This window comes from Geodermatophilus sp. SYSU D01119, from assembly GCF_054049975.1.
In genome coordinates this window covers 18,740-42,609 of record NZ_JBJGYL010000006.1, presented here as the reverse complement: position 1 = coordinate 42,609, position 23,870 = coordinate 18,740, and the positions used below count along the sequence as shown (strand labels likewise).

Here is a 23,870-nt window from a genome sequence, read left to right as displayed (position 1 = left end):
GTGCCGGTCGAGGTGGCCAACGAGTCCGAGATCGCCGTCGACGAGGCGGAGCTGACCGGGATCTGCCGGTACGTGCTCGCCGAGATGGGCGTCAACCCGATGGCCGAGCTGTCGGTGCTGTGCGTCGACCCCGACTACATGTCGGTGCTGCACGAGCGCTGGATGGGGGAGAAGGGCCCGACCGACGTCCTGGCCTTCCCCATGGACGAGCTCGACACCGCCCGGCCCGACGACCCCGAGCCCGGTCCCGCGCTGCTCGGTGACGTCGTGCTGTGCCCCTCGGTGGCCGTCCGGCAGGCGCGCGCCGCCGGCCACTCCATGGACGACGAGCTGCTGCTGCTCGCCACGCACGGCGTGCTGCACCTGCTCGGCTACGACCACATGGAGCCGGAGGAGGAGCGGGAGATGTTCGGCCTGCAGACCCGCCTGCTCGAGGGCTGGCGCTCGGCCCCGCGGCAGCCGGTCACCGGCGAGCCGGCGGAACGGGGCCCCGGGTCCCGATGAGCGCCGGCGCGGTCACCCTGCTGGTGGTCGCGGTCTGCCTGGTGCCGCTGGCGGGTGCCTTCGGCGCCATGGACGCCGCGCTGCAGCGGGTGTCGCTGGCCCGCGTGGAGGAGCTGCGGCGCGACGGCGTCCGCCGCGCGCCGCGCCTGGAGCAGGTGCTCGGCGAGCGCGCCCGCGCCGTGGCGCTGCTGCTCCTGCTGCGGATCGCCTGCGAGATGGTCGCGGCGGTGCTGGTCGCGGTGCTGTTCGTCCGGGCCCTGGGCACGGGCTGGCAGGCGGTGCTCGCCGCGGCCGGCGTCATGGTGGTGGTCAGCTACGTGCTGGTCGGCGTCGGCCCGCGCACGCTCGGCCGCCAGCACGCCTACCCGATCGCGCTGGCCACGGCCGGCGTCGTGCGGCTCCTGGTGCGGCTGCTCGGCCCGGTCGCGACGCTGCTCATCCTGCTCGGCAACGCCATCACGCCCGGCCGCGGCTACCGCGACGGCCCGTTCTCCACCGAGGTCGAGCTGCGCGAGCTCGTCGACCTCGCCGAGGAGCGCGGCGTCGTGGAGTCCGGCGAGCGCAACATGATCCACTCGGTGTTCGAGCTCGGCGACACCATCGCCCGCGAGGTCATGGTGCCGCGCACCGACGTCGTGTGGATCGAGCGCACCAAGACCGTCCGGCAGGCCCTCGCCCTCGCGCTGCGCAGCGGCTTCAGCCGCATCCCGGTCATCGGCGAGAACGTCGACGACGTCGTCGGGGTCGTCTACCTCAAGGACCTCGTCCGCCGGTCGCAGAACCTCGGCGACGGCCGCGGCCCGAGGGTCGAGGAGCTCATGCGCCCGCCGGCGTTCGTGCCGGAGTCCAAGCCGGTCGACGAGCTGCTGCGCGACATGCAGGCCCGCCGCACGCACATCGCGATCGTCGTCGACGAGTACGGCGGCTTCGCGGGCCTGGTCACCATCGAGGACATCCTCGAGGAGATCGTCGGGGAGATCGCCGACGAGCACGACGCCGTCCAGCGCCCGCCGGTCGAGCACCTCGACGACGGCTCGGTGCGGATCACCGCCCGGCTGCCGGTCGAGGACCTCGCCGAGCTGTTCGACGTCGAGCTGCCCTCCGACGACGACGTCGAGACCGTCGGCGGCCTGCTCGCCCGCGAGCTCGGCCTGGTGCCGATCGAGGGCTCGTCGGCCGAGGTGGCCGGGCTGCGGCTGGTCGCCGAGAGCACCGGCGGGCGGCGCAACCGCATCGACACGATCGTCGTCACGAAGGTGCCCGACACCGATCCCGACGCCCAGTCAGGGGCCACCCGGGCCGAGGTCCCGGCCGGCGCCGAGAGCTGACGTGGAAAGCTCGTCGCCCGTGCCCGACCTGCAGCCCGAGGACGCCAAGCTCGTCACCCTCGCCCGCTCCGCGCGCGGCCGCACCGGCGCCCCGGAGGGCGCCGCGGTCCGCGACACCGACGGGCGCACGTACGTCGCCGCCTCGGTCGCGCTGCCCTCGCTGCGGCTGTCCGCACTGCAGGCCGCGGTCGCCGCGGCGGTGTCCAGCGGCGTCGAGGGCCTGGAGGCGGCGGCGGTGGTGTCCGACGCCGGCGCCGTCGAGGCCGACGGGCTGGCCGCGGTCCACGACCTGACCCCGTCGGCGCCCGTGCACCTCGCCGGGCCCGACGGCGCGCTGCGCGCCACCGTCTGACCCGCCGTCCGCGCGGGGAGGCGAGCCAGGTCTCGGTGCGGGGCGCCGCTCCTGTCGGTCGGCGGTGGGAGACTGGTCCGGTGAGCACGCCGGACCAGCCGTACCGCAGCGGCTTCGCCTGTCTGGTGGGCCGCCCCAACGCGGGCAAGACCACGCTGACCAACGCCATGGTCGGCGAGAAGGTCGGCATCGTCAGCAACCGGCCGCAGACCACCCGGCACGCCATCCGCGGCGTCGTCCACCGGCCCGCCGGGCAGCTCGTGCTGGTCGACACCCCCGGCCTGCACAAGCCCAAGAGCCTGCTCGGCCGCCGGCTCAACGACGTCGTCCGCGACACGCTGTCCGAGGTCGACGTCGTGGTGTTCTGCATCCCGGCCGACCAGCCGGTGGGCACCGGTGACCGGTTCATCGCCCGGCAACTGCGCGAGGTGACGGCGCCCGTCGTCGTCGTGGTGACCAAGACCGACGCCGCGAGCAAGAAGCAGGTCGCCGAGCAGCTCGTGGCCGCCAGCCAGCTCGTCGAGGCCGCCGAGGTCGTGCCGGTGAGCGCCGTGCGGGGCGACCAGGTCGAGCTGCTGGAGGACCTGCTGGTCGGCCTGCTGCCCGAGGGCCCGCCGCTGTACCCGGAGGAGCAGGTCACCGACGAGGACACCGACCGCCAGATCGCCGAGCTCATCCGCGAGGCGGCGCTGGAGAAGGTGTTCCAGGAGGTGCCGCACTCCCTCGCGGTCACCGTCGAGGAGCTCAACCGCCGGCCCGACCCCAAGCGGGCGGGCGCGGAGCTCGTCGAGGTGCACGCCCTGCTGCACTGCGAGCGGCCCAGCCAGAAGCCGATGCTGCTCGGCAAGGGCGGGTCGATCATCAAGGCCATCGGCACCGAGGCCCGCGCGGGCCTGGAGCAGCTGCTCGGCGCGCGCGTCCACCTCGACCTGCACGTCACCGTGCTCGGCGAGTGGCAGGACGACCCCAAGAAGCTCAACCGGCTGGGGTACTGAGTGAGCACCACGCCGAAGTCGCTGTACCGCGACGAGGGGATCGTCCTGCGCACCCAGAAGCTGGGCGAGGCCGACCGGATCGTCACGGTCCTCACCCGCCGCACCGGCAAGGTGCGCGCGGTGGCCAAGGGCGTGCGCCGCACGAAGAGCAAGTTCGGCGCCCGGCTCGAGCCGTTCAGCCACGTCGACCTGCAGCTCTACACCGGCCGCACCCTCGACATCGTCAGCCAGGCCGAGTCCATCCGCTCCTACGGCCCGGCGATCGTCGGCGACTACCCGGCCTACACCGCCGGCACCGCCGTCCTGGAGACCGCCGACCGGCTCACCGCGGAGGAGAAGGAGCCCTCGCTGCGGATGTTCCTGCTCGTCGTCGGCGCGCTGCGGACGCTGTCGGAGCACTCCCGCCCGGCCGGCCTGGTGCTCGACGCGTTCCTCCTCCGCGCGATGTCGGTGGCCGGCTGGGAGCCCGCGCTCGGCGACTGCGCCCGCTGCGGCGTCGAGGGCCCGCACCGGCACTTCTCGGTCCCCGCCGGCGGCTCGGTGTGCCGCGAGTGCCGGCCCACCGGGTCGGCGATGCCCAACCCGGTCACCATCGAGCACCTGGAGGCCCTGCTGTCCGGCGACTGGGAGACGGCCGAGGCCAGCGAGAAGGCGCAGCGCCGTGAGGGCAGCGGCCTGGTCGCCGCGCTGCTGCAGTGGCACCTCGAGCGCGGGCTGCGCTCGCTGCCGCTGGTCGACCGCTCCGACGTCGCCCCGCGGCGGGAGGTGGACCTGCTCCGTGAGGCGTGAGGTGAAGGCCCCGAACCCGCACCCCTCCGGTGTCCGCCCGCCGGCGATCCCCGCCGACAGGGTGCCCGGCCACGTCGCGATCGTCATGGACGGCAACGGCCGCTGGGCCAAGGAGCGCGGCCTGCCCCGCACGGCCGGCCACGAGGCGGGGGAGTCCTCGCTCTTCGACTGCGTCGAGGGCGCCATCGAGCTCGGTGTGAAGGCCATCAGCGCCTACGCCTTCTCCACGGAGAACTGGCGGCGCAGCCCCGAGGAGGTCCGCTTCCTCATGGGCTTCAACCGCGACGTCATCCGCCGCCGCCGCGACGAGATGCACGAGCTCGGCGTGCGGGTGCGCTGGGCCGGCCGCCGGCCGCGGCTGTGGCGCAGCGTCATCAAGGAGCTCGAGGTCGCCGAGGAGCTCACCCGCGACAACGACGTCCTCACCCTCACCATGTGCGTGAACTACGGCGGGCGGGCCGAGATCGCCGACGCCGCCGCCGCGATCGCCCGCGAGGTGGCCGCCGGCCGGCTCGACCCGGGCAAGGTCGACGAGGACACCGTCGCCCGGTTCCTCGACGAGCCCGACATGCCCGACGTCGACCTGTTCGTCCGCAGCTCCGGGGAGAACCGCACCAGCAACTTCCTGCTGTGGCAGTCGGCCTACGCGGAGTTCGTCTTCCTCGACACGCTCTGGCCCGACTTCGACCGCCGGCACCTGTGGGCGGCCTGCGAGGAGTACGCCTCCCGCCAGCGGCGGTTCGGCAAGGCCTGATCCAGCGGGCTCAGGCGCCGAAGCCCGACAGGTCGGCCTCGTTCCACCACTCGACCAGCCGGGCGAGGCCCGCGGTGCCGCCGTTGCGGACGGTCACCACCGCCTCGGTGGCGTCGTCGGTCTCGGTCCAGATGAGCACCGCGGTGTTGGTCTCGTCGACGTAGCAGGCCACCTGCCCCATGACGACGTCGTCGACGGTCCAGTCCTGGTAGCCCTGCGACGCCGGGCAGCTCGCGCCGTTCTCCAGCGCGGGCAGCCCCAGGTCGGTCACGTCGCCGGTGAAGACCTCGTCGGCGGTCTCGCCGTCGGGGTAGAGGAAGAACCGGGCGGTGCGTGGGCCGGTCTCGCTGGCCGCCCGCCCGCAGTCGACCGCGGCGACGTCGCCGTCGCCGGCCGACGGCGCGGGCCGGCAGGAGGACGGGTCGAAGTCGGCGGGCACGATCGCCAGCAGCGCGTCGTGCTGCGGCCCGGCGGTCGGCCGCTGCGGCGGGTCCGCCGCGGCCGCGCCCCCGGACGAGGCGACCAGCGCGACGACGAGCACCGCGGCGGCCAGCAGCGCCGCCGCCGTCAGCAGCAGGGCGGGCAGCACCGGGCGGCGCCGGGCCGGCGCAGGCGTGGGTACCGCCCCCGCGACGGGCAGCGGCCGGGGGGCGGGCGGGGGCACTGGCGGCTGCGCGCGCGGAGGGGCGGGTGGCGGCACGGGCCGCTGCGCCGGCGGCGGGACCGGCGCGGTGCCCGCGCGCGGGGCGGCGGGCGGGGCGGCCAGCGCAGGAGCGGGGGCGGCCAGCGCGCGCCGGGCGGCGGAGGCCATCGCGCCGGCGGAGGGCCACCGGTCGTCGGGGTCCTTGGCCAGCCCGCGGGCGACGACGTCGTCGAGGCCGGCCGGCAGCCCGGGCCGCAGCCGCGACACCGGCGGCGGGGTGTCGTTGAGGTGCGCCCACATCAGCGGCGCGAGGTCGCGGGCCAGGTGGGGCCGGCGCCCGGTCAGCGTCTCGAACAGCACGCAGGCCAGGGAGTAGACGTCGGCGCGGGCGTCGGCCGGCCGCTCGAGGAAGCGCTCGGGCGCCATGTAGTCGAAGGACCCGACCGCCGAGCCGACCTGGGTGAGCGCGGTCGTGCCGCCGTCGGTGCCGACGGAGCGGGCGATGCCGAAGTCGACCAGGTAGACGAACTCGTCGTCGTCCTCGGCCGGCTCGCCCGAGGTGGAGCAGACGAGCACGTTGCTCGGCTTGACGTCGCGGTGCACCAGGCCCTCGGCGTGCGCGGCGTCGAGCGCGTGCGCCACCTGCCCCACGATCGACACGGCGCGGGCCGGCGCGAGCGGGCCCTCCTCGGTGAGCACGGTGGCCAGGTCGCGGCCGCGGACCAGGCGCATGTCGAGGAACAGCCGCCCGTCGAACTCGCCGTACCGGTGGATGGGCACCACGTGCGGCTCGGACAGCCGGGCCGCGGCGTGCGCCTCGCGGCGGAAGCGTTCGCGGTAGGCGCGGTCGGAGGCAAGGCTCTCGGTGAGCACCTTGAGCGCCACGGTCCGCCGGTGCTCGGTGTCGAAGGCCCGGTAGACCTCGCCCATGCCGCCCCGGCCGATGACCTCCTCGAGCCGGTAGGGACCGAACTGGCGCTGCTCCACCCTGGCCTCCCCGCGGCGGTGGCGGCCCCCGGGGCCGGCCACGACGGACGTCGCGGAGTGTAGGCGGCGGGTGCCTGCGCGGGGCCGCCGCGGACGCCGCCCGGACCTGCGCGGACGGGCCGCGGGACCCGCGCCGGAATCCGTTGACACTGCCGCGAGGTCCCCCGACAGTGGCGGCTCCCCACAGAGGACGGAAGAACCCCCGTGAGCGAGCGCACCATCTCCCCCCAGCACGCCCCCGCCCCGGCGCAGCCTGGTGACCTCACCGACGCCCTCGTCGCCACCGACGTCTGGACCGACCAGATGCTCGCCGAGGCCGGCATCCCGATCGTCGACGTCCCGTTCGTGACCGTCGGCGGCGGCATCGGCTCCTTCGTCACCGTCGACTACCTGCGCATCTGCGGCGTCCCCACCAGCGCCATGCGGGTGCTCACCCCGCTGCGCACGCCGTGGGAGAGCTACGAGTACCTGACGACGGTGTCGCAGATCCCGCGGGGTGAGCGGCTGCGGTCGGATTCCTCGTCGTGCCCCGACAACATCTGGGGCTTCCCGAGCTACGCCATCCGCGAGGCGCTGCAGGGCAACGTCAAGCAGGCCTGGAACGTGCTGGTCGAGCCGATCTTCGCGAACTACTACACGCCGAAGGCCGGCCACGCGTTCGAGTCGATGGAGAAGGAGATGTACCGGATCCGGTACCCGGAGATGGTCGTGCACGGCCAGGTCCGGATGGTCCGGCGCCGCGCGGGCGGCGGGTACTTCACGATCCTGACCCCGCCGGAGGGGGCGACGCCGACCAAGCGGATCGCCTACCGCAGCCAGTGGGTGCACGTCGCCGTCGGCTACCCGGGCCTGAAGTTCCTGCCCGACCTGCAGCGCTACCGCAGCGAGTACAACGACTACTCGAAGGTGGTCAACGCCTACGAGCGGCACGAGCACGTCTACGAGCGGCTGCACCAGCGCCCCGGCACGATCCTCATCCGCGGCGGCGGCATCGTGGCCTCGCGCGTGCTGCAGCGGCTCATCGACGACCGCGACGCCCGCGGCCTGCAGACGCAGATCGTGCACCTGTTCCGCACCTACGTGGACAAGCCGCACGGCACCGGCATCCTCAAGCGCCGCAAGGGCGCCGACGGCTGGGCCTACCAGGGCTTCAATTACCCGAAGTCGGTGTGGGGCGGGCAGCTCAAGCAGCAGGTCCGCAAGAGCGAGGGCGCCGAGCGCAAGAGGCTCTACGAGGAGATGGGCGGCACCAACACGCCGGTCCGGCGGGACTGGCAGGAGCAGCTCAAGCGCGGCCGCACCGAGGGCTGGTACCGCGTGATGATCGGCCAGATCGACGAGATGAAGCCGGTCGGCGACCTGGTCGAGGTCACCGTCACCACGCCCGACCAGGGCCGCCACGTGGGCACCTTCGACGCCGTCATCGACTGCACCGGCCTCGAGGCCGACATCCGCGAGCACCGGCTGCTCGCCGACCTGCTCGACCACTCCAACGCGCAGCGCAACCCGGTCGGCCGGCTCGACGTCCAGCGCGACTTCGAGGTCACCGGCACCCGCAACGGCGGCAAGATGTACGCCTCCGGCAGCGCCACCCTGGGCGGCCCCTTCCCCGGCGTCGACACCTTCTTCGGCCTGCAGATCGCCGCCCAGGAGATCGCCGACGACCTCATCCGGCAGGGCTTCGCGCAGAGGCTCGGCCCGGGCCGGTCGACCAGCCAGTGGTGGAAGTGGGTCCGCAACAAGCAGATCTGACCGCACCCGCCCCCGACACCCGCGACGACCGAGAGAGACAACCGTGCTGCCCACCCTCAACGGCCGCATCCAGACCAGGGTCTTCCTGCTGGCCGTGGTCGGTTCGATCTGGACCCTGATCATCACGCCCGTCCTGCCGACCGGGACGACGCTCGCCGCGTCCTACGGCGCGACCTTCTCCGTCCTGCTGGTCACCCTCGTGCTCGGCGTGCTGTGGGAGTTCCTCTACCACGGCATCCAGCAGTTCCGGTGGGAGAAGGACTGGCCCACCCTGTTCGGCCTGCTCACCGGCATCCCCGAGGGCCTGCTGGTGTGGTTCCTGTTCGCCGGCGGGGTCACCTGGATCGACTCCCTGCCCGGCCCGGCGTTCGCCATCCACTTCGCCAGCACCTGGCTGATCGTGTGGCTGGTGGCCAACGGCCCGATGCGCGTCCCCTTCATCCACTGGCGGATCAACGGTGGGAGGCTCATCTGATGTCGGCACCGACCCCACCGCTCACCGGCACCAGCGGGGCGCCCGCCACGGTGCCGCCGTTCGACCAGGTCGCCGTCCGCGTGGCCCCGGGCCCCGACCTCGTCGTCCGGGTGCCCGGCGTGCTGCTGGTCGTCGGCGTCACGCCCCGGCCCGCCGGCGCCGCCCCGGTGCCCGCGCGGCCGGCGCTGGTCGGCTGGGGGCCCGCCCCGGTGCCGGCGCCGCCGGTGGCCGCCCCGGCCGGGGACGCCCAGGTCGGCGAGCTCGTCGCGCTGTGCCGCCGCGTGTCGGCGGCCGGCAGCCGGGCTCCCGGCACGCGGCTGCACGAGGAGCTGCGCAGCTGGCTCGGCACGGTCACCGACCCGCCGTCGTTCGCGGTGGCCGCCGCGACCGAGGACGGGCTGGCGCTCGTGCTGGCCGGCGGCGGGACCGCCGAGGTGCCCGACCTGGGCCTGCGGCTGACGCCGGCCCAGGGGGAGAAGCTCGACAACGGCACCCTCGTGCTCGACCGCTTCGTCACCTGGCCGCCCGCGGCGCTGCACCTGTCGGCCGGGTCGCCGCCCGACTCCGCGCCGCACCCGCTGGCCGACCTCGAGGCCGGCGCGGTCCCGGGTGCGGCCGCGGTGCTCTCGCCGGCCCCGGCGCCGTCGGCGGCCCCCGCGCCGCCGCCGTCGGGCACGACGATGGTGCGGCTGCCCGCGCCGCACGCCCCCAAGCCGGGCCTGCCGCTCGTCCCGCCGCGGCCTGCCCCCGCGCGCACCCCGGTGGCGGGCACGGCGCAGCCCACCCCGCCGGTGGCGGAGCCCGCAGCCGGTCACGACCACGCCGGTCACGACCACGCCGGTCACGACCACGCCGGGCACGGGCACCCCGCCCCGGTGGCCGCCGAGCCGCCGGCCCCGGTGGTGGAGCTGCCGGCGCCGAAGAAGTCCACGCTGCTCTTCGGCGGGCCGGCGGACGCCGAGCCCGCCCGCGAGCCGCTGCCGACGCCGGGCGCAGAGCCCGCCTCCGCCGGGGCGGAGGAGCCCGACGACGGCCGCGCCACGGTCAAGGGGATCCTCTGCAAGAACGGGCACCTCAACGACCCCCGCGCCGGCTTCTGCGCGCTGTGCGGCATCCGCACCACCCAGCAGACCGCCGTCCTCGTGGAGGGCGTCCGCCCACCGCTGGGGCTGCTGGTCTTCGACGACGGCGCCACCGTCAGCCTGGACATGGACTACCTGCTCGGCCGCGAGCCCGAGACCGACGAGCGGGTCGCGTCCGGGCTGCTGCGGCCGCTGCTCGTCGTCGACCACACCGGCGGCGTCAGCCGGCACCACGCCGAGATCCGGCTCGAGGGCTGGGACGTGCTCCTCGTCGACACGGGCTCGGCCAACGGCACCCTGGTCGCCCCGCGCGGGGCGCCGGGCTGGTCGTCGCTCGTGCCGCACCAGCCGGTGCGGCTGACCCCGGGCATGGCCGTGCGGATGGGCGGCCGCCAGTTCGCGTTCGAGTCCCCGCACGGCGGCTTCTGACCGCTGCACCTCCGGCGCCCGTCTCCCTCCGGGGAGGCGGGCGCCGTCGCGTTCCCGGGGTCTCCACCGCAGCGGTGGGCTGTCCCGGGACCGTCTCGTGCTCTGGGCCCGCAGCGGACTCGGAGCACGACCCGCCTGGAGGGGACAGGTGTCCTCGGGAGCCGGGTCGTGCTCTGCCCACGGGAGCGGGGCAGAGCACGAGGACCTGCGCCGGCACTGCTCGTGCACTGCCCACCGGAGCGGGGCAGAGCACGGGCCGCCGCGGTGGAGAGGTGCCCCCGGACCCGCCACGGGGAGCGGGGCCCCGGACGCGACGGAGCCCGCGTCCCCTCGCACGGGACGCGGGCTCCGCCGCGGGGGAGGACCGGCGGCTCAGGCGCTCCCCGGCCGGGCCGCGCTGCCGGCGGCGAGCCCGGCCAGCGTCTCGTCCATGTCGCGGTCGGCGTCGGCGGTGCCGGCGTGCACCAGCAGGATCGGCGTCAGGTCGTCGGCGGGCGGCAGCGCGCCGGCGCCGGCGGGGGCCACCAGCAGCGAGGGCAGCGCGGTGCTCTCCGGCTCGACGCTCACCCCGGCCTTGCGCAGCGAGTCGGCCACCCCGCGGCGCAGGCCGCGCCGGCCCTCACCGGCGCGCAGCTGCAGGGGCGCCGAACGGCCCAGCGCGACGTGCGCGGCCAGCCGGAGCGCCGCCCGGCCGTCGGCCCCGCCGTCCTGCACCACCGCGACCGCGCCGCGAGGCGCCAGACCCGGCTCGCCGAGCTCCCCGGACACGGTCACCACGGACCCGTGCAGGGACGCCGGCCACGGGGTGCCCGCGGGGTCGTCGGCGCTGAGGGCTCCCTCGGCGATGCCCCAGCCGCTGCGCACCAGGACGACGTCGGCCTCGCTGCTGCCGGCCAGGTCGGCGACCTCGGCCCAGGGGTCCTCGCTGAAACGGGAGGCCACCGAGGCCTGCATGCCCCGCTCCTCGACACGGCGGGCGAGGGCGCGCAGCTCACCGGCCACGGTGGCCATGAGCGCGAGGTCGGCACCCAGGCCGCTGGCGACCTCCGGCTTGGGCCGGGAGCGCCGCACCACCCGGGTCAGCACCACCTGGGCGGGACGCTCGCGGCCGGCCAGGTCGCAGGCGAGGTCGACCAGCCCGGCGTCGCGCACCGGGTCGTCGACGACGACGACCACCGTGTAGGCGTCGGTCAGCCCCATGGCCGCCCGTTCGGCCGCGGCGATGTCCCGGGCGAGGACCCGCTTGGGATAGACGAGGTTGAGCAGTGGCGAGGTCATCACCGTCGTGACGATCGCCATGATCACCATCAGCGTGAACATGGTGTCGTCGAGCACGCCGTTCTCGCGGCCGAGGTTCAGGATGACCAGTTCGGTCAGCCCGCGGGTGTTCATGAGCACGCCGAGGGCAGTGGCCTGCCGGCGGGGCACCCGCTGCGCGCGGGCAGCGGTGAACGCGCCGATGAACTTGCCCGAGATGGCCACGAGGAGGATGAGCCCCAGCTCGCCGACGCCGGTCAGGTCGATCGCGCCGACGTCGACGTTGAGCCCGGTGACCACGAAGAACACGGGCAGGAGCAGCAGGACGCTCACCTGCTCGAGCCGGTCGATGATCTCGTGGTTCAGGGCGCCGGCGCCCTGCCGTGGCATGACCACGCCGAAGACGAAGGCGCCGAAGATGAAGTGGATGCCGATCTCCTCGGTCACCCAGGCGCTGCCGAGGATGCCGACGAGTACGAGGGCGAGCATCTCCGGCGTGAGCTGGCCGAAGCGCTCGTAGCGGCTGACCAGCAGCTTGAGCAGTGGCTTCACCACCAGGAACATGACCAGGGCGAAGACGACCGACCACAGCAGGATGAGCAGGACCCCGCTGAAGGACCCGGCCGAGACGACGGCGACCACGACCGCCAGCAGCGCCCACGCCAGGACGTCGTCGACGGCGGCGCACGCCAGCGCCAGCACGCCCGTGGGGATCCGGTGCATCTGCCGCTCGGCCAGGATCCGGGCGAGCACCGGGAAGGCCGTGATCGACATGGCCACGCCCATGAACAGGGCGAACCCGACGAAGGAGATCGTCGACGTGGCACCGTCGTCGGCGGTGAAGACGTCGTGCGCCTCGTGCAGGTAGGTGGCCAGCAGGACGCCCAGCGCGAACGGCAGGACGATCGAGGCGACCGACACCGACACGGCGATCCGCTCGCGACCGCGGATGAACGACAGATCGACCTCGAGGCCGACGAGGAACATGAACAGCACGAGGCCCAGCTGCGCCAGCACGTTGAGGTACGGGCGGACGTCGGGCGGGAAGAGTGCGGTGTCCAGGTCGCCCGGGAGGGCGCCGAGCAGCGTCGGGCCGAGCAGGATGCCGGCCACGATCTCGCCCATGACCGCGGGCTGGCCGACCATCACCGCCAGTCGTCCCATGAGACGGGCGATCACGATGATCACGGCGAGGTCGAGGAACACGTAGGCCGTGATCTCCGCGACGGAGTGCGCTTCCACTGGGTGTCTCCGGGTTCGTCGCGAGCCGCGCGGCACAGCGCGGGGGATGGGGTGCGTGCCGTTTCCGGCACCGCACCGGGCGCGGACTGTATCGGCGCCTCGCGCCACGCGGGACCCCTCCGCGCGCGGCGTGCGACGGGGGCGATCGGGGTTCCCGGACGGCGGGCCGGGGGGCACACTGTCGCGCTGCCGCACCGGCGGCGTCCCGGGTCGCCCGGGGGGAACTGCAGCTTCAGGAGGACTCAGGATGGATGCCGTCGGCCTGGTGGGCGCGGCGCCCGCCACCATCGCGGACTACCAGGTGGTCCGTGTGCTCGGGGAGGGCAACAACGGCCGCTTCTACCTGGCGCGGCCGCCGGCACGGCTCGGCCTGCCCGACGAGTACGTGGCGGTGAAGGTCTTCACGGGGACGCACAGCGAGCAGGCGTACGAGCGGGGTGTCCGCGAGCTGCGGGCCTTCGCGCAGGTGGCCTCGCCGTACCTGGTGAAGGTGTACGACGCCGTCCTGCAGGACAGCTTCCTGTACGCGATGGAGTACTGCCCGCTCGGCAGCCTCGCCGCCCCGGCCCGGCCGCTGAGCCGCGGCGAGGTGCTGCGCGCGGTGGCGCACGCCGCCCACGCCGCGCACGCGCTGCACGAGGCGGGCCTCACCCACGGCGACATCAAGCCGGCCAACATCCTGCTCACCGAGGACGGCGGCAAGCTCTCCGACCTGGGCCTCGCCCGCTACCTGGCGCCCGGGGTCACGCTCACCGGCATGGCCAGCGCCGCATCGGTGGAGTACCTCGACCCGGCGCTGCTGCGCGGTGACCGGCCCTCCCGCGCCACCGAGGTCTTCGCGCTGGGCGCCACGCTCAACCGGGCGCTCACCGGCACGGGTCTCTACGGCGAGCTGCCCGACGGCGAACCGCTGCTGGCCATCCGCCGGGTGATGAGCGCGGAACCCGCGATCAGCCCCGGCCTGACCGACGACGAGGCCGCCCTGGTGTCGGCCTGCCTCGCCCCGGTCGGTCAGCGCCCGGTGACCGCGCTGCAGGTGGCCGAGCGCCTCGACCGGCTGGCCGCCACCGCCTGACCGCACCACACACGACGGGCCCCGTTCCTCCAGCCGGAGGAACGGGGCCCGTCGCATGTCGGGGCCATGTGGGGCGGCGCCCCGTCAGGGCGTCTGGAAGTCGCTCTTGGCCGGGTCCCGCCACCAGGTGTACAGGTCGGCCAGCCCGGCCTCGCCCCCGCCGGGGATCGACACGACGGCCTCGGCGCCGACGTCGTCCTGCGTCCAGGCCACGTTCGCGTCGCCCTCCGTGTCCACCCAGCAGGCGACGCGGCCGGCCTGCTGGCCGTCGCCGTCGCGGTAGGGCTGGTGCCCCTGGGTGCCGGGGCAGCCGTTCTCGCCGGTGAGCGGCGCCAGGCCGATCCGGTTGACGTCTGACAGGAACACCCCGTCGACGGCGGCCGCGTCCTCGTACAGGTAGAAGAACGCCACCTGGGGGCCGGGCTGCGAGGTGGCCGGGCCGCACTCGAGGGCGGCGAGGTCGCCGTCGCCGGCCAGCGGCTCGGACACACACGACGCCGCGTCGAAGCCGGCCGGCAGCGCGGCGCGCAGCTGCTCCTCCGGCGAGACCGGGTCCCCGGTCGTGCCGCTCGACGACGAGGAGGACGAGGAGGACGAGGAGGACGAGGACGACGTCGTGTCGTCGGCGACGTCGCCGCCACCCGACCCGCTGGTCAGCGCGATGACCCCGACGACGACCACCACCAGCAGCACCGCGAGGCCGGCCAGCACCAGCGGGATCCGGTTGGGCTGCTTGTTCCCCGACGGCGTCGCGCCCCCGCCGGGCGGCGGGAGAGCCGGCCCCGTGGGCGGGCGGAAGCCCCCGGGCGGGCCCTGCACGAAGCCGGCCGGCGGACCGGGGTTCGAGGGCGGACCGTACCCGGGCGCGCCCGGGTGCGACGGCGGCCGGTACCCGGGCTGGGACGGCGGGCCGTAGGCCGCGGGCACGCCGGCGTTCGACGGCGGGCCGTAGCCGCCCGGGTTCGACGGCGGGCCGTAGCCGCCGGGCGGGCCGGGGTTGGAGAAGCCGACGGTCTGCGGCCGGAACAGCGGGGACACCGACGTCGGGGGCGCGGCCTCCGCGCGCGGCGTCACGCCGGCGGAGGTGAGCGCGGCCCGGGCGGCCGCGGCGAGCTCGCCGCACGTCGCGTACCGCTCGTCGGGCTCCTTGGCCAGGCCCTTGAGGACCACGTCGTCGAGCGCGGAGGGCAGGCCCGGGCGCAGCTGCGACGGCGGGGTCGGCGTGGTGTTCAAGTGCGCGTACATGAGCGTGGCCAGGCCGTCGCCGGTGAAGGGGCGGCGGCCGGTCAGGCACTCGGAGAGCACGCACGCCAGCGCGTAGACGTCGACCCGCCGGTCGATCGGCTTCTCGAGGAACCGCTCGGGCGCCATGTAGTCGAACGAGCCCAGGGCCGCGCCGGTCTGGGTGAGCGCCGGCCCCTGTCCGTCGGTGGTGGACCGGGCGATGCCGAAGTCGACGAGGTAGACGAACTCGTCGTCGCCGCTGCCGCTGAGCAGCACGTTGGACGGCTTGACGTCGCGGTGCACCAGGCCGTCGGCGTGCGCGGCGTCGAGCGCGCGGGCCGTCTGGCTGATGATCGACACGGCGCGCTCGGGGCTCATCGGCCCGTCCTCGGCGAGCGCGGCGGCGACGTCGCGGCCGGGTACGAGGCGCATGTCGAGGAACAGCCGCCCGTCGATCTCGCCGTAGCGGTGGATGGGCACGATGTGCGGCTCGTTGAGGCGCGCCGCCAGGTGCGCCTCGCGCCGGAACCGCTCGCGGTAGCCGCTGTCGGCGGCGAGGTGCTCGCTGAGCACCTTGAGCGCGACCGTGCGGTCGTGCTCGGTGTCGAAGGCGCGGTAGACCTCGCCCATCCCGCCGCGGCCGAGCAGCGCCTCGATGCGATACGGGCCGAACTGTTGCAACTCCACCGGTCGTCCTCCGTGTGCCGCAGCGCGGGCGCCCGCCGGGTTCCGGGCGGCGCTTGCGGGTCGTCGGCGGAGTGTAGGGACGCCGACCGGACCCGACCAGCGCCGTCGCCGCGCGGGAACGACCGCTCCGATCCGTGACCGGGACGTGACCACAGGCGCGCGCGAACCTGTGGCCGGGACGCCGGGGCGTCACTAGCTTGCTCCCGCTCACGGGCCCCTGCGCCCGCACCCTCCCGGAACGGAACCCCACGATGTCCCAGCCCCCCGGCCCCTACGGCGCTCCTGCTCCCTCCGCGCCGCCCGGTCAGTACGGCGTCCCCGGGCAGTACGGCGCTCCCGGGCAGTACGGCGTGCCCGGTCAGTACGGTGCCCCCGGCGGCTTCGGGCCGGGCGGCCCCGGCGGGTACGGGCAGCCGCCGCATAAGAAGAGCGTGCTGCCCTGGGTGATCACCGCGATCGTCGTGGTGGCGGCCGGCGTCGGCGTCCTGCTGTTCCTGCTGCTCGGCCGCGACGACGACGCCGAGCCGCAGGCCGCCTCGGCCACCACCTCGGCGTCGGCGTCGGAGTCCGCTCCGGAGAGCGGGTCGGAGTCCGGCTCCGAGGGCGGGTCCGGCATGGAGATGGGCGGCCCCGTGGAGGTCCCCGGCGGGGCCGGCACCCCGGGAACCGGCGGCTCCGGCAGCGGGTCGGGCTCCGGCAGCGGCTCCGGCAGCGGCACCGGGAGCGGCACCGGCTCGGGCGGCGGGATGACCGAGCAGACCGGCGGCGGCAGCGACACCAGCGAGATCCCCGGCTCCGGGGACGTCGCCCTGGCCTGGGTGCAGGCGGTCTACGACCTCGACACCGCCACCGTGTTCGACCTGTCCTGCTCGACGCTGCAGGCCGCGGCGATCGCCGGCTCCGCGGGCACCGACTACACGCCCGACGAGTACCTCACCTACTACTTCTACACGCAGACCCTCGGCGGCGAGGGCATCACCGCGGGCACCCTGGTCGCCCTCGAGCACGACGCGGCCAACGCCGTCGACGTCGCCACCTTCGAGCTGACGCTGGAGAGCGGCGCCACCCAGGTCGTCGAGCTGTGGGTCGACCAGACCCTGACGGTCTGCGACTTCTACTGACGAGCACCGCGGACACCGGCCCGGGCACGATGGGCCGGTGTTCGCGGTGACCCGGTTGCGGGTGTCCCCGGAGGCGGCGGCCGGACTGCCCGCCGAGCTCGACCGGCTGCTCGCCGCGCTCGCGGCCCGGCCCGGCTGGCTCGGCGGCGAGGCCGGCCGCTGCGCCGACGACCCGGGACTGTGGGCGCTGGTGACCCGCTGGGACGGCGTCGGCTCCTACCGCCGGGCGCTGTCGGCCGCCGAGGTGAAGATCGCCGGGGCGCCGGTCTGGGTGCACGCCGTCGACGAGCCCGGCGCCTTCCTGCCGCCCGGGTGAACCGCCGCGCCCGCCCGCGCCCGGGTGCGTAGCCTGCGTCGGACAGCACCAGCAGGGAGGACGGGCGCGATGACCCAGCCGCCGCAGGACGGGACACCGCCGGACCGCACCCGCGAGGTGCGCCTCCCGCCACCGCCGCCCGCGGGGCGCCCGCCGGTGCCGCCGGACCAGCCCACCGACCGGCTCGCCGGCGGCCCGCCCGAGCAGCGCGACCCCACCCTGCGCCTCGGCGGCCCGGTGCCGTCCCAGCAGCCGCCGCCGTACGGCGGGCAGCCGCAGCAGCCGTACGGGCAGCCCGGCCAGGGCCAGCCCGGGTACGGGCAGCAGCCGCCCTGGGGCGCCCCGGGCTACGGCCCGCCCGGCCAGCCCGGGTACGGCGCACCGGGCTACGGCGCACCGGGCTACGGGGCACCGGGCCATGGGGCACCGGGCTACGGCGGCCCCGGCCAGGGCGGCCCCGGCCAGGGCGGCCCCGGCTACGGCTACCCGGCACCCCCGCCGCAGAAGCGCCGCAGGGGCCCGCTGATCGCGGCGCTGGCCACCCTCGCGGTCCTGCTCGTCGGCGGCGGCGTCCTGCTGTTCCTCCTGCTCGGCCGCGACGACGAGGCGCCGGTGGCCGCGCCGACGCCGTCCACGTCGGCGTCCTCCTCGGCCTCGTCGTCGACGAGCTCGTCCGCGCCGTCGTCGGCGGAGCCCGGCGACGAGGGCGGCTTCGGCGGCGGCGCGTCCACGCCCACCGGCGGGGGCGGCGGTGGCGGCACCGGGGGAGAGGAGCTCAACCTCCCCGACAGCCCGGAGTTCGCGGCGTCGTGGGTGCAGTCCGTCGTCGACCGTGACGGCGCGGCCGCCTACGAGGGCCTGTGCGCCGACGGGCGGACCCAGTTCGCCGACGCCGACGCGCTGCTCGCCGACTTCGACGCCTTCCTCGGCGGCCGGATCACCGAGGGCAGCGCCACCGACGCGGCGCCCGCGGGTGACGTCGACGAGGTCACCTTCGACGTCACGCTCGACACCGGCGGCCAGACCACGTTCGTGGTCACCGTGGCCGACGAGAACGGCCCGACCGTCTGCGGCTACACCCAGCCCTGACCGGCGTCAGGAGGGCGGGGCGGCGGCGACTACCGTTGACGGGTCGACCGCCGACCGCCAGCCGGATGGAGCACCCCGCCCGTGAGCGCCAGCACCACGCACGACCCCGCCCGCCTCGACAAGGTGGTCAACCTCTGCAAGCGCCGGGGGTTCGTCTTCCCCTCCGGCGAGATCTACGGCGGCACCCGCTCCGCCTGGGACTACGGGCCCCTGGGCGTCGAGCTCAAGGAGAACATCAAGCGCCAGTGGTGGCGCACCGTGGTGCAGAGCCGCGACGACATCGTCGGCCTGGACTCCTCGGTGATCCTGCCGCGCCAGACCTGGGTGGCCTCCGGTCACGTCGGCGTCTTCACCGACCCGCTGACCGAGTGCCAGAACTGCCACAAGCGCTTCCGGGCCGACCACCTCGAGGAGGCCTTCGAGGAGAAGAAGGGCCGGCTCCCGGAGAACGGGCTGGCGGAGATAACCTGCCCCAACTGTGGCGTCACCGGCCAGTGGACCGAGCCGCGCGACTTCAACATGATGCTGAAGACCTACCTCGGCCCGGTCGAGGACGAGTCGGGGCTGCACTACCTGCGCCCGGAGACCGCGCAGGGCATCTTCGTCAACTTCGCCAACGTCATGGGCGCCGCGCGCAAGAAGCCGCCGTTCGGCATCGGCCAGATCGGCAAGTCGTTCCGCAACGAGATCACGCCGGGCAACTTCATCTTCCGCACCCGCGAGTTCGAGCAGATGGAGATGGAGTTCTTCGTCGAGCCGGGCAGCGACGAGGAGTGGCACCAGTACTGGATCGACGAGCGGACGCGCTGGTACACCGACCTCGGCATCTCCCCGGACAACCTGCGGCACTTCGAGCACCCGGAGGAGAAGCTGTCGCACTACTCGAAGCGCACCGTCGACATCGAGTACCGCTTCGGCTTCCAGGGCTCGGAGTGGGGCGAGCTCGAGGGCATCGCCAACCGCACCGACTTCGACCTGTCCACGCACACCCAGCACTCCGGCGTGGACCTGTCCTACTTCGACCAGGCCAGCAACACCCGCTGGACGCCGTACGTCATCGAGCCGGCGGCCGGGCTCACCCGCTCGCTCATGGCGTTCCTCGTCGAGGCCTACACCGAGGACGAGGCGCCCAACGCCAAGGGCGGCGTCGACACCCGCACGGTGTTGAAGCTCGACCCACGCCTGGCGCCGGTCAAGGCCGCCGTCCTGCCGCTGTCGCGCAACGCCGACCTCTCGCCCAAGGCGCGGGACCTGGCCGCGACACTGCGCCGCAACTGGAACGTCGACTTCGACGACGCCGGCGCGATCGGCCGCCGCTACCGCCGCCAGGACGAGATCGGCACGCCGTTCTGCCTCACCGTCGACTTCGACACCCTCACCGACGACGCGGTGACCGTGCGCGAGCGCGACTCGATGAGCCAGGAGCGCATCGGGCTGGCGCAGGTCGAGTCCTACCTGGCCGCCCGCCTGCCCGGCTGCTGAACCGGGTCCGGCACCGAACCGCACGCCACCGCCGGGCCGTCGTCCTCGAGGAGATCGAGGGCGGCGGCCCGCACCGCCTCCAGGGACACCCCGGCCACCAGTGACCGGTCGTGCCCGCAGCGGGCGACGCGCTGGTCGGTGCCGCAGACCGGACAGTCGGTGCGGGCCGAGACGGCGACCCGGTGCCGGTGCCGGGTGAGCGGCCCGGCGTTGAGCAGGTTGCGCTCCAGGAAGATGCCGACGGTCGCCGTCCCCACCGCCCCGGCGAGGTGCCGCGGGCCGGAGTCGTTGGCCACCACGAGCCGGCAGCGGGCCAGCACGCCGGCCAGCGCGGGCAGAGACAGCGCGCCGACCAGGTCCAGCAGCGGGGCCGACGACGCCGCCCGGATCGCGTCGGCCGCCCGCCGGTCCTCGTCGCCGGAGCCGACGAGGACCACGCGCGCGCCGGCGCCGGCCAGCGCGTCGGCGAGGGCGGCGAAGCAGCCGGCCGGCCAGCGGCGGCGCGGGTCCTGGGCGCCGGGGTGCAGGGCCACCAGCGGCGCGGGCCCGGCCGGCAGCACGGCGGCGGCCGCGGCGGCGTCACCGGGCGTGAGCGCGAGGCGCGGCTCGAGGGTGACCGGCGCGGCGCCGACCAGCCCCACGACGTCCAGGCAGCGCAGCACCTCGTGCTGGTCGTGCGCGTAGGGCAGCCAGCGGTCCAGCGGCGGGGCGCCGGTGTCGCGGGCGCCGGCGGTCACCCGCGCGCCGAGTGCGGCGACCAGCGGGTTGGAGTTGCCGCCCCCGCCGTGCAGCTGCAGCGCCAGGTCGTAGCCCTCCGCCCGCTGCTCCGCGAGGAAGCGGCGGACGGCGAGGCTCCCGCGGTCGGCGCCCGGCTCGTCGCGCACCCCCGGCCACGGCGGGACGACGACGACGCGGTCCCACGGCCCTGGCCGGCCCTCCAGCAGGACGGGGTGCCACGGCGCGCCCAGGACGGTGATCTCCGCGTCCGGGTAGGCCGCCCGCAGCGCCTCCAGCGCCGGCAGGGTGAGCACCAGGTCGCCGAGGAAGTTGGCGCGCAGGACGGCGATCCTCGTGACGCCGGGCAGCGGCGCACCGCCGGCCGTCAGCGCGACGGGGGACGACCTGGGCACGCGCACCCTCCTGGGCTGTGTGGGGACGACCCTCCCTGCCCGCACCCGCCGTTCCCCGAACCTGCGCCGGGCCTCAGCCGCCCATGCGGATGACCGGCTTGACCACCGCGCCGCTGTAGGAGGCCTCGACGGCGTCCTCGATGCGCTCGAGCGGGAAGAACTCGACGAGCCGGTCGAAGGGGAACCGGCCCTGCAGGTGCAGGTCCATCAGCGCCGCGATCAGCGCCTGACCGTGGCCGCTGCCGCCGAGGGTCCCCCGGATGGTCTTGCCCCACAGGGTCGTCAGGTGGTCGGCGGTGAACTCCGCGCCCGCGGGCGCCCCGCCGATGAGGACGGCGGTGCCGAGCATCCCGACCGAGTCGATGGCCTGCCGGATGACCGGGAGGACGCCGGTGCACTCCAGCGCCGCGTCGGCCGGGCCGCCGCAGATCTCGGTGACGGCCTGCACGGCGTCGGTGTCGGTGGCGTCGACGGTGTGCGTGGCCCCGAGCTCCCCCGCCAGCCGCAGCCGGGAGGCGTGCCGGTCGACGGCGATGACCGTGGTGGCGGCGGAGTTGCGGGCCGCCATGACGGCGGCCAGCCCGACCGTGCCGACGCCGTACACGACGATCGACGTGCCGGGCTCCGGGCGGACGGTGTTGAGCACCGCCCCGGCGCCGGTGGCCAGACCGCAGGCGAGCGGGCCCGCGAGCTCGACCGGGAGGCCCTCGGGCACGGGGACGAGCGAGGACGCGGTGGTCATCGCGTACGTGGCGAACGACGACTGCCCGAAGAAGTGGCTCGACAGCGGGTCGCCCCCGGTCGTGCGCAGCGCGGAGGCGCCGTCGAGGCGGTGCCCGCCGCCGACCAGCTCGCCCATGCGCAGGCAGTAGCGCGGCTGGCCGGCCTGGCAGTTGCGGCACGCGCCGCAGGAGGGCCAGCCGAGGACGACGGCCTGCCCCTCCCGCACGCCGGTCACCCCGTCGCCGACCGCGACGACGGTGCCCGCGCCCTCGTGGCCGAGGACCCCCGGCAGCGGGAACGGCAGGTCGCCGTCGCGCGCGATGCCGTCGGTGTGGCAGAAGCCGGTGCCGGCCACCTCGACGAGCACGTCGCCGGGGCCGGGGTCGTCGATCTCCACCTCCCGGACGACGAAGGGTCCGTGCAGTTCCTCGACGACGGCTGCGGTGATCCGCACGGGTCCTCCTCGGGGTCGGGACCGCCCGCGTCCCGGCGCGGGCGGTGGGCGGGTGCACCCGGGATGCCCAGCACGGCGGCCGGCACGCACGGGGACGGCGGTGTCCGTGCCGCGGTGTCCTCACCGCGGTGTCCGTGCGTGCCGTCCGCCCGGGTGACCCCGGCCACCGGGCGCGGCCACCTACCCTGGACGGCGTGACGAGCACCCTGGCGCCGGCGGTCGCCCCGCTGCGGCTGGGCCCGCTCACCGTCGACCCCGCCGTCGTGCTCGCGCCGATGGCCGGCATCACCAACCCCGCGTTCCGCACGCTGTGCCGCGAGTTCGGCGCCGGCCTCTACGTCTGCGAGATGATCACCACGCGGGCGCTGGTGGAGCGCAACGAGAAGACGCTGCGGATGATCCGGGCCACGCCCGAGGAGGCGGACGCCGGGTTCTCCGTGCAGCTCTACGGCGTCGACCCGGCCACCGTCGGGCGCGCGGTGGAGATGCTCGTCGACGAGGGCGTGGCCGGCACCCGCCCGGCGCACGTCGACCTCAACTTCGGCTGCCCGGTGCCCAAGGTGACCCGCAAGGGCGGCGGGTCGGCGCTGCCGTGGCGGCGGGTGCTGTTCCGCGACATCGTGCGGGCCGCCGTCCGCGCCGCCCGCGACGTGCCCGTCACGGTCAAGACCCGGATCGGCATCGACGCCGACCACGTCACCTACCTCGACGCCGGCCGGATCGCCCAGGACGAGGGCGCCGCGGCGATCACCCTGCACGGGCGCACCGCCGACCAGCTCTACAGCGGCACCGCCGACTGGGCGCCGATCGCCCGGCTCGTGGAGACCGTCGACATCCCCGTCCTCGGCAACGGCGACGTCTGGGAGGCCGACGACGCCCTGCGGATGGTCGCCGAGACCGGCTGCGCGGGCGTCGTCATCGGCCGGGGCTGCCTGGGCCGGCCGTGGCTGTTCGGCGACCTCGCCGCCGCCTTCGGCGGCGGGTCCCGGCGGGCGCTGCCGACGCTGCGCGAGGTCGCCGCGGTGATGTACCGGCACGCCGAGCTGCTGTCGGCCGAGCAGGGCGAGCTGCACGGCTGCACCGACTTCCGCAAGCACGTCGCCTGGTACCTCAAGGGCTTCTCCGTCGGGTCCGACGTCCGCCGCGCCCTGGCGATGGTGAGCTCGCTCGACGAGCTGGCCGGCCTGCTCGCCCGCATCGAGGACCAGCCCTACCCGACGGCGGTGCTCGGCGGCCCGCGCGGGCGCACCAGCAGCCCCCGCCCCGTGGCGCTGCCCGAGGGCTGGCTCGACGACCGGGACGACCCGCGGCCGCCGGCCGGCGCGGAGCTGGAGACGAGCGGCGGATGACCGGCCCGTACCTGTACGAGGAGGGTCCCGAGGACCTCCACACCGGCACCCCACGCCGCCGCAACGGGCTCATCCTCGCCGTCTTCGGCACCACCCTCGCCGTCGGCGTCGGCATGGTCGTCGCGCTGCCGCTGGTGAAGGGCTCGGGCGAGGAGCAGGCGCGCGAGGCGGTCGGCGTCTTCACCGCCGCGCTCGCCGCCGGTGACACCGAGACCGCCGGCGACCTGCTCTGCGAGGCCGAGCGCGACCGCGCCGACGCCGAGGGACGCACCGCCGAGGAGCTGGCCGTCGCCTACGCCCCGGCCGGCGGTGCCGGGGACGGCGCCGAGGTCACCGGCGTGGAGCCCGGCGAGCTCGACGGCAAGGACGCGCAGCAGGTGGGCGTGCGCTGGGACGACGGCAGCGAGAGCACGCTCCTCGTCGTGCTCGAGGACGGCCCGCGGGTCTGCGGGACCGGCTCCGGCGACTGACCTCCGAGCCGCGCCGGGATCCCTTCCCGGCCCGCGGCGGGGCTGCCACGATGTGCGCCGCCCGGCCGGGGGAGACCGCCCGGGCCCGCTCGAGAGGAACTCCGTTGTCGCAGCCGTATCCGCCGCCCGCGCCGTACGCGCCCGCCGCCCCGCAGGCCCCG

21 protein-coding genes are annotated in these 23,870 nt (G+C 75.3%); 16 read left to right on the top strand and 5 right to left on the bottom strand.

Annotated features, from left to right (window positions below; translation table 11 throughout):
- The 6 genes from ybeY to ACI79X_RS06065 all read left to right on the top strand — a co-directional run bounded on the left by ybeY (position 1) and on the right by ACI79X_RS06065 (position 4,722).
- Positions 1-504 carry an rRNA maturation RNase YbeY gene (gene ybeY, locus ACI79X_RS06090; protein ID WP_073419188.1) on the top strand — a complete coding sequence of 168 codons (504 nt, stop codon included), beginning with the start codon at positions 1-3 and terminating at the stop codon, positions 502-504.
- Positions 501-1,832 carry a hemolysin family protein gene (locus ACI79X_RS06085; RefSeq protein WP_457024528.1) on the top strand — a complete coding sequence of 444 codons (1,332 nt, stop codon included), beginning with the start codon at positions 501-503 and terminating at the stop codon, positions 1,830-1,832. The genes ybeY and ACI79X_RS06085 overlap by 4 nt, the downstream gene beginning before the upstream one ends.
- 1 nt (position 1,833) lies before the next feature.
- Entirely contained in the window at positions 1,834-2,184 is a 351-nt protein-coding gene (locus ACI79X_RS06080; protein ID WP_457024527.1) for a cytidine deaminase, read from the top strand.
- Positions 2,185-2,264: 80 nt separating this feature from the next.
- Entirely contained in the window at positions 2,265-3,179 is a 915-nt protein-coding gene (era, locus tag ACI79X_RS06075; protein WP_457024526.1) for a GTPase Era, read from the top strand.
- Positions 3,180-3,968, top strand: coding sequence for a DNA repair protein RecO (recO, locus tag ACI79X_RS06070; protein WP_457024525.1), 789 nt, complete (start codon positions 3,180-3,182; stop codon positions 3,966-3,968).
- Positions 3,958-4,722, top strand: coding sequence for an isoprenyl transferase (locus tag ACI79X_RS06065; protein WP_457024524.1), 765 nt, complete (start codon positions 3,958-3,960; stop codon positions 4,720-4,722). The genes recO and ACI79X_RS06065 overlap by 11 nt, the downstream gene beginning before the upstream one ends.
- Positions 4,723-4,732: 10 nt before the next feature.
- Here ACI79X_RS06065 and ACI79X_RS06060 read toward each other — a convergent pair whose 3' ends face one another.
- The gene (locus ACI79X_RS06060; protein WP_457024523.1) at positions 4,733-6,352 is read right to left on the bottom strand and encodes a serine/threonine-protein kinase; all 1,620 of its coding nucleotides are present in this window, start codon (positions 6,350-6,352) and stop codon (positions 4,733-4,735) included.
- Between the two features lie 204 nt (positions 6,353-6,556).
- Between ACI79X_RS06060 and ACI79X_RS06055 the strand changes: the two genes are divergently transcribed.
- From ACI79X_RS06055 to ACI79X_RS06045, 3 genes are read left to right on the top strand one after another with little or no spacing between them, the layout of a single operon-like run.
- Positions 6,557-8,104, top strand: a complete 1,548-nt coding sequence (locus tag ACI79X_RS06055; RefSeq protein WP_457024522.1) for a hypothetical protein — start codon at positions 6,557-6,559, stop codon at positions 8,102-8,104.
- A gap of 43 nt (positions 8,105-8,147) precedes the next feature.
- A complete protein-coding gene (locus tag ACI79X_RS06050; protein ID WP_457024521.1) occupies positions 8,148-8,579 on the top strand; it encodes a hypothetical protein in 432 nt (143 codons plus the stop codon).
- The gene (locus ACI79X_RS06045; RefSeq protein WP_457024520.1) at positions 8,579-10,090 is read left to right on the top strand and encodes an FHA domain-containing protein; all 1,512 of its coding nucleotides are present in this window, start codon (positions 8,579-8,581) and stop codon (positions 10,088-10,090) included. The genes ACI79X_RS06050 and ACI79X_RS06045 overlap by 1 nt, the downstream gene beginning before the upstream one ends.
- 372 nt (positions 10,091-10,462) lie before the next feature.
- Here the strand turns inward: ACI79X_RS06045 and ACI79X_RS06040 are convergent, their stop codons facing one another.
- Positions 10,463-12,589 (bottom strand): cation:proton antiporter domain-containing protein, encoded by a 2,127-nt coding sequence (locus ACI79X_RS06040; RefSeq protein ID WP_457024519.1) that lies wholly within the window; start codon positions 12,587-12,589, stop codon positions 10,463-10,465.
- Positions 12,590-12,836: 247 nt separating this feature from the next.
- Between ACI79X_RS06040 and ACI79X_RS06035 the strand changes: the two genes are divergently transcribed.
- Positions 12,837-13,664, top strand: a complete 828-nt coding sequence (locus ACI79X_RS06035) for a protein kinase domain-containing protein (protein ID WP_457024518.1) — start codon at positions 12,837-12,839, stop codon at positions 13,662-13,664.
- Positions 13,665-13,748: 84 nt separating this feature from the next.
- Here ACI79X_RS06035 and ACI79X_RS06030 read toward each other — a convergent pair whose 3' ends face one another.
- Positions 13,749-15,575 carry a serine/threonine-protein kinase gene (locus tag ACI79X_RS06030; protein ID WP_457024517.1) on the bottom strand — a complete coding sequence of 609 codons (1,827 nt, stop codon included), beginning with the start codon at positions 15,573-15,575 and terminating at the stop codon, positions 13,749-13,751.
- A 251-nt stretch (positions 15,576-15,826) separates the two neighbouring features.
- Between ACI79X_RS06030 and ACI79X_RS06025 the strand changes: the two genes are divergently transcribed.
- The 4 genes from ACI79X_RS06025 (at position 15,827) to ACI79X_RS06010 (ending at position 19,583) form a co-directional block, all read left to right on the top strand.
- On the top strand, positions 15,827-16,696 hold the full coding sequence (locus tag ACI79X_RS06025; RefSeq protein ID WP_457024516.1) for a hypothetical protein: 870 nt from the start codon (positions 15,827-15,829) through the stop codon (positions 16,694-16,696).
- 37 nt (positions 16,697-16,733) lie between these two features.
- Positions 16,734-17,012 (top strand): antibiotic biosynthesis monooxygenase, encoded by a 279-nt coding sequence (locus ACI79X_RS06020; RefSeq protein ID WP_457024515.1) that lies wholly within the window; start codon positions 16,734-16,736, stop codon positions 17,010-17,012.
- Between the two features lie 69 nt (positions 17,013-17,081).
- Positions 17,082-18,101 carry a hypothetical protein gene (locus ACI79X_RS06015; RefSeq protein ID WP_457024514.1) on the top strand — a complete coding sequence of 340 codons (1,020 nt, stop codon included), beginning with the start codon at positions 17,082-17,084 and terminating at the stop codon, positions 18,099-18,101.
- 81 nt (positions 18,102-18,182) lie between these two features.
- Positions 18,183-19,583 carry a glycine--tRNA ligase gene (locus ACI79X_RS06010; protein ID WP_457024513.1) on the top strand — a complete coding sequence of 467 codons (1,401 nt, stop codon included), beginning with the start codon at positions 18,183-18,185 and terminating at the stop codon, positions 19,581-19,583.
- Here ACI79X_RS06010 and ACI79X_RS06005 read toward each other — a convergent pair.
- Positions 19,553-20,713: a glycosyltransferase family 9 protein gene (locus ACI79X_RS06005; protein WP_457024512.1), complete on the bottom strand. Its 1,161-nt coding sequence runs from the start codon at positions 20,711-20,713 to the stop codon at positions 19,553-19,555. The genes ACI79X_RS06010 and ACI79X_RS06005 overlap by 31 nt on opposite strands.
- A gap of 73 nt (positions 20,714-20,786) precedes the next feature.
- The gene (locus ACI79X_RS06000) at positions 20,787-21,890 is read right to left on the bottom strand and encodes an NAD(P)-dependent alcohol dehydrogenase (protein ID WP_457024511.1); all 1,104 of its coding nucleotides are present in this window, start codon (positions 21,888-21,890) and stop codon (positions 20,787-20,789) included.
- Positions 21,891-22,084: 194 nt separating this feature from the next.
- Here ACI79X_RS06000 and dusB point away from each other — a divergent pair, with 194 nt between their 5' ends.
- Positions 22,085-23,239, top strand: coding sequence for a tRNA dihydrouridine synthase DusB (gene dusB, locus ACI79X_RS05995; protein WP_457024510.1), 1,155 nt, complete (start codon positions 22,085-22,087; stop codon positions 23,237-23,239).
- Complete coding sequence (locus ACI79X_RS05990; RefSeq protein WP_457024509.1) at positions 23,236-23,709, top strand: Rv0361 family membrane protein; 474 nt, start codon at positions 23,236-23,238, stop codon at positions 23,707-23,709. The genes dusB and ACI79X_RS05990 overlap by 4 nt, the downstream gene beginning before the upstream one ends.
- The last annotated feature ends 161 nt before the right edge of the window (positions 23,710-23,870 follow it).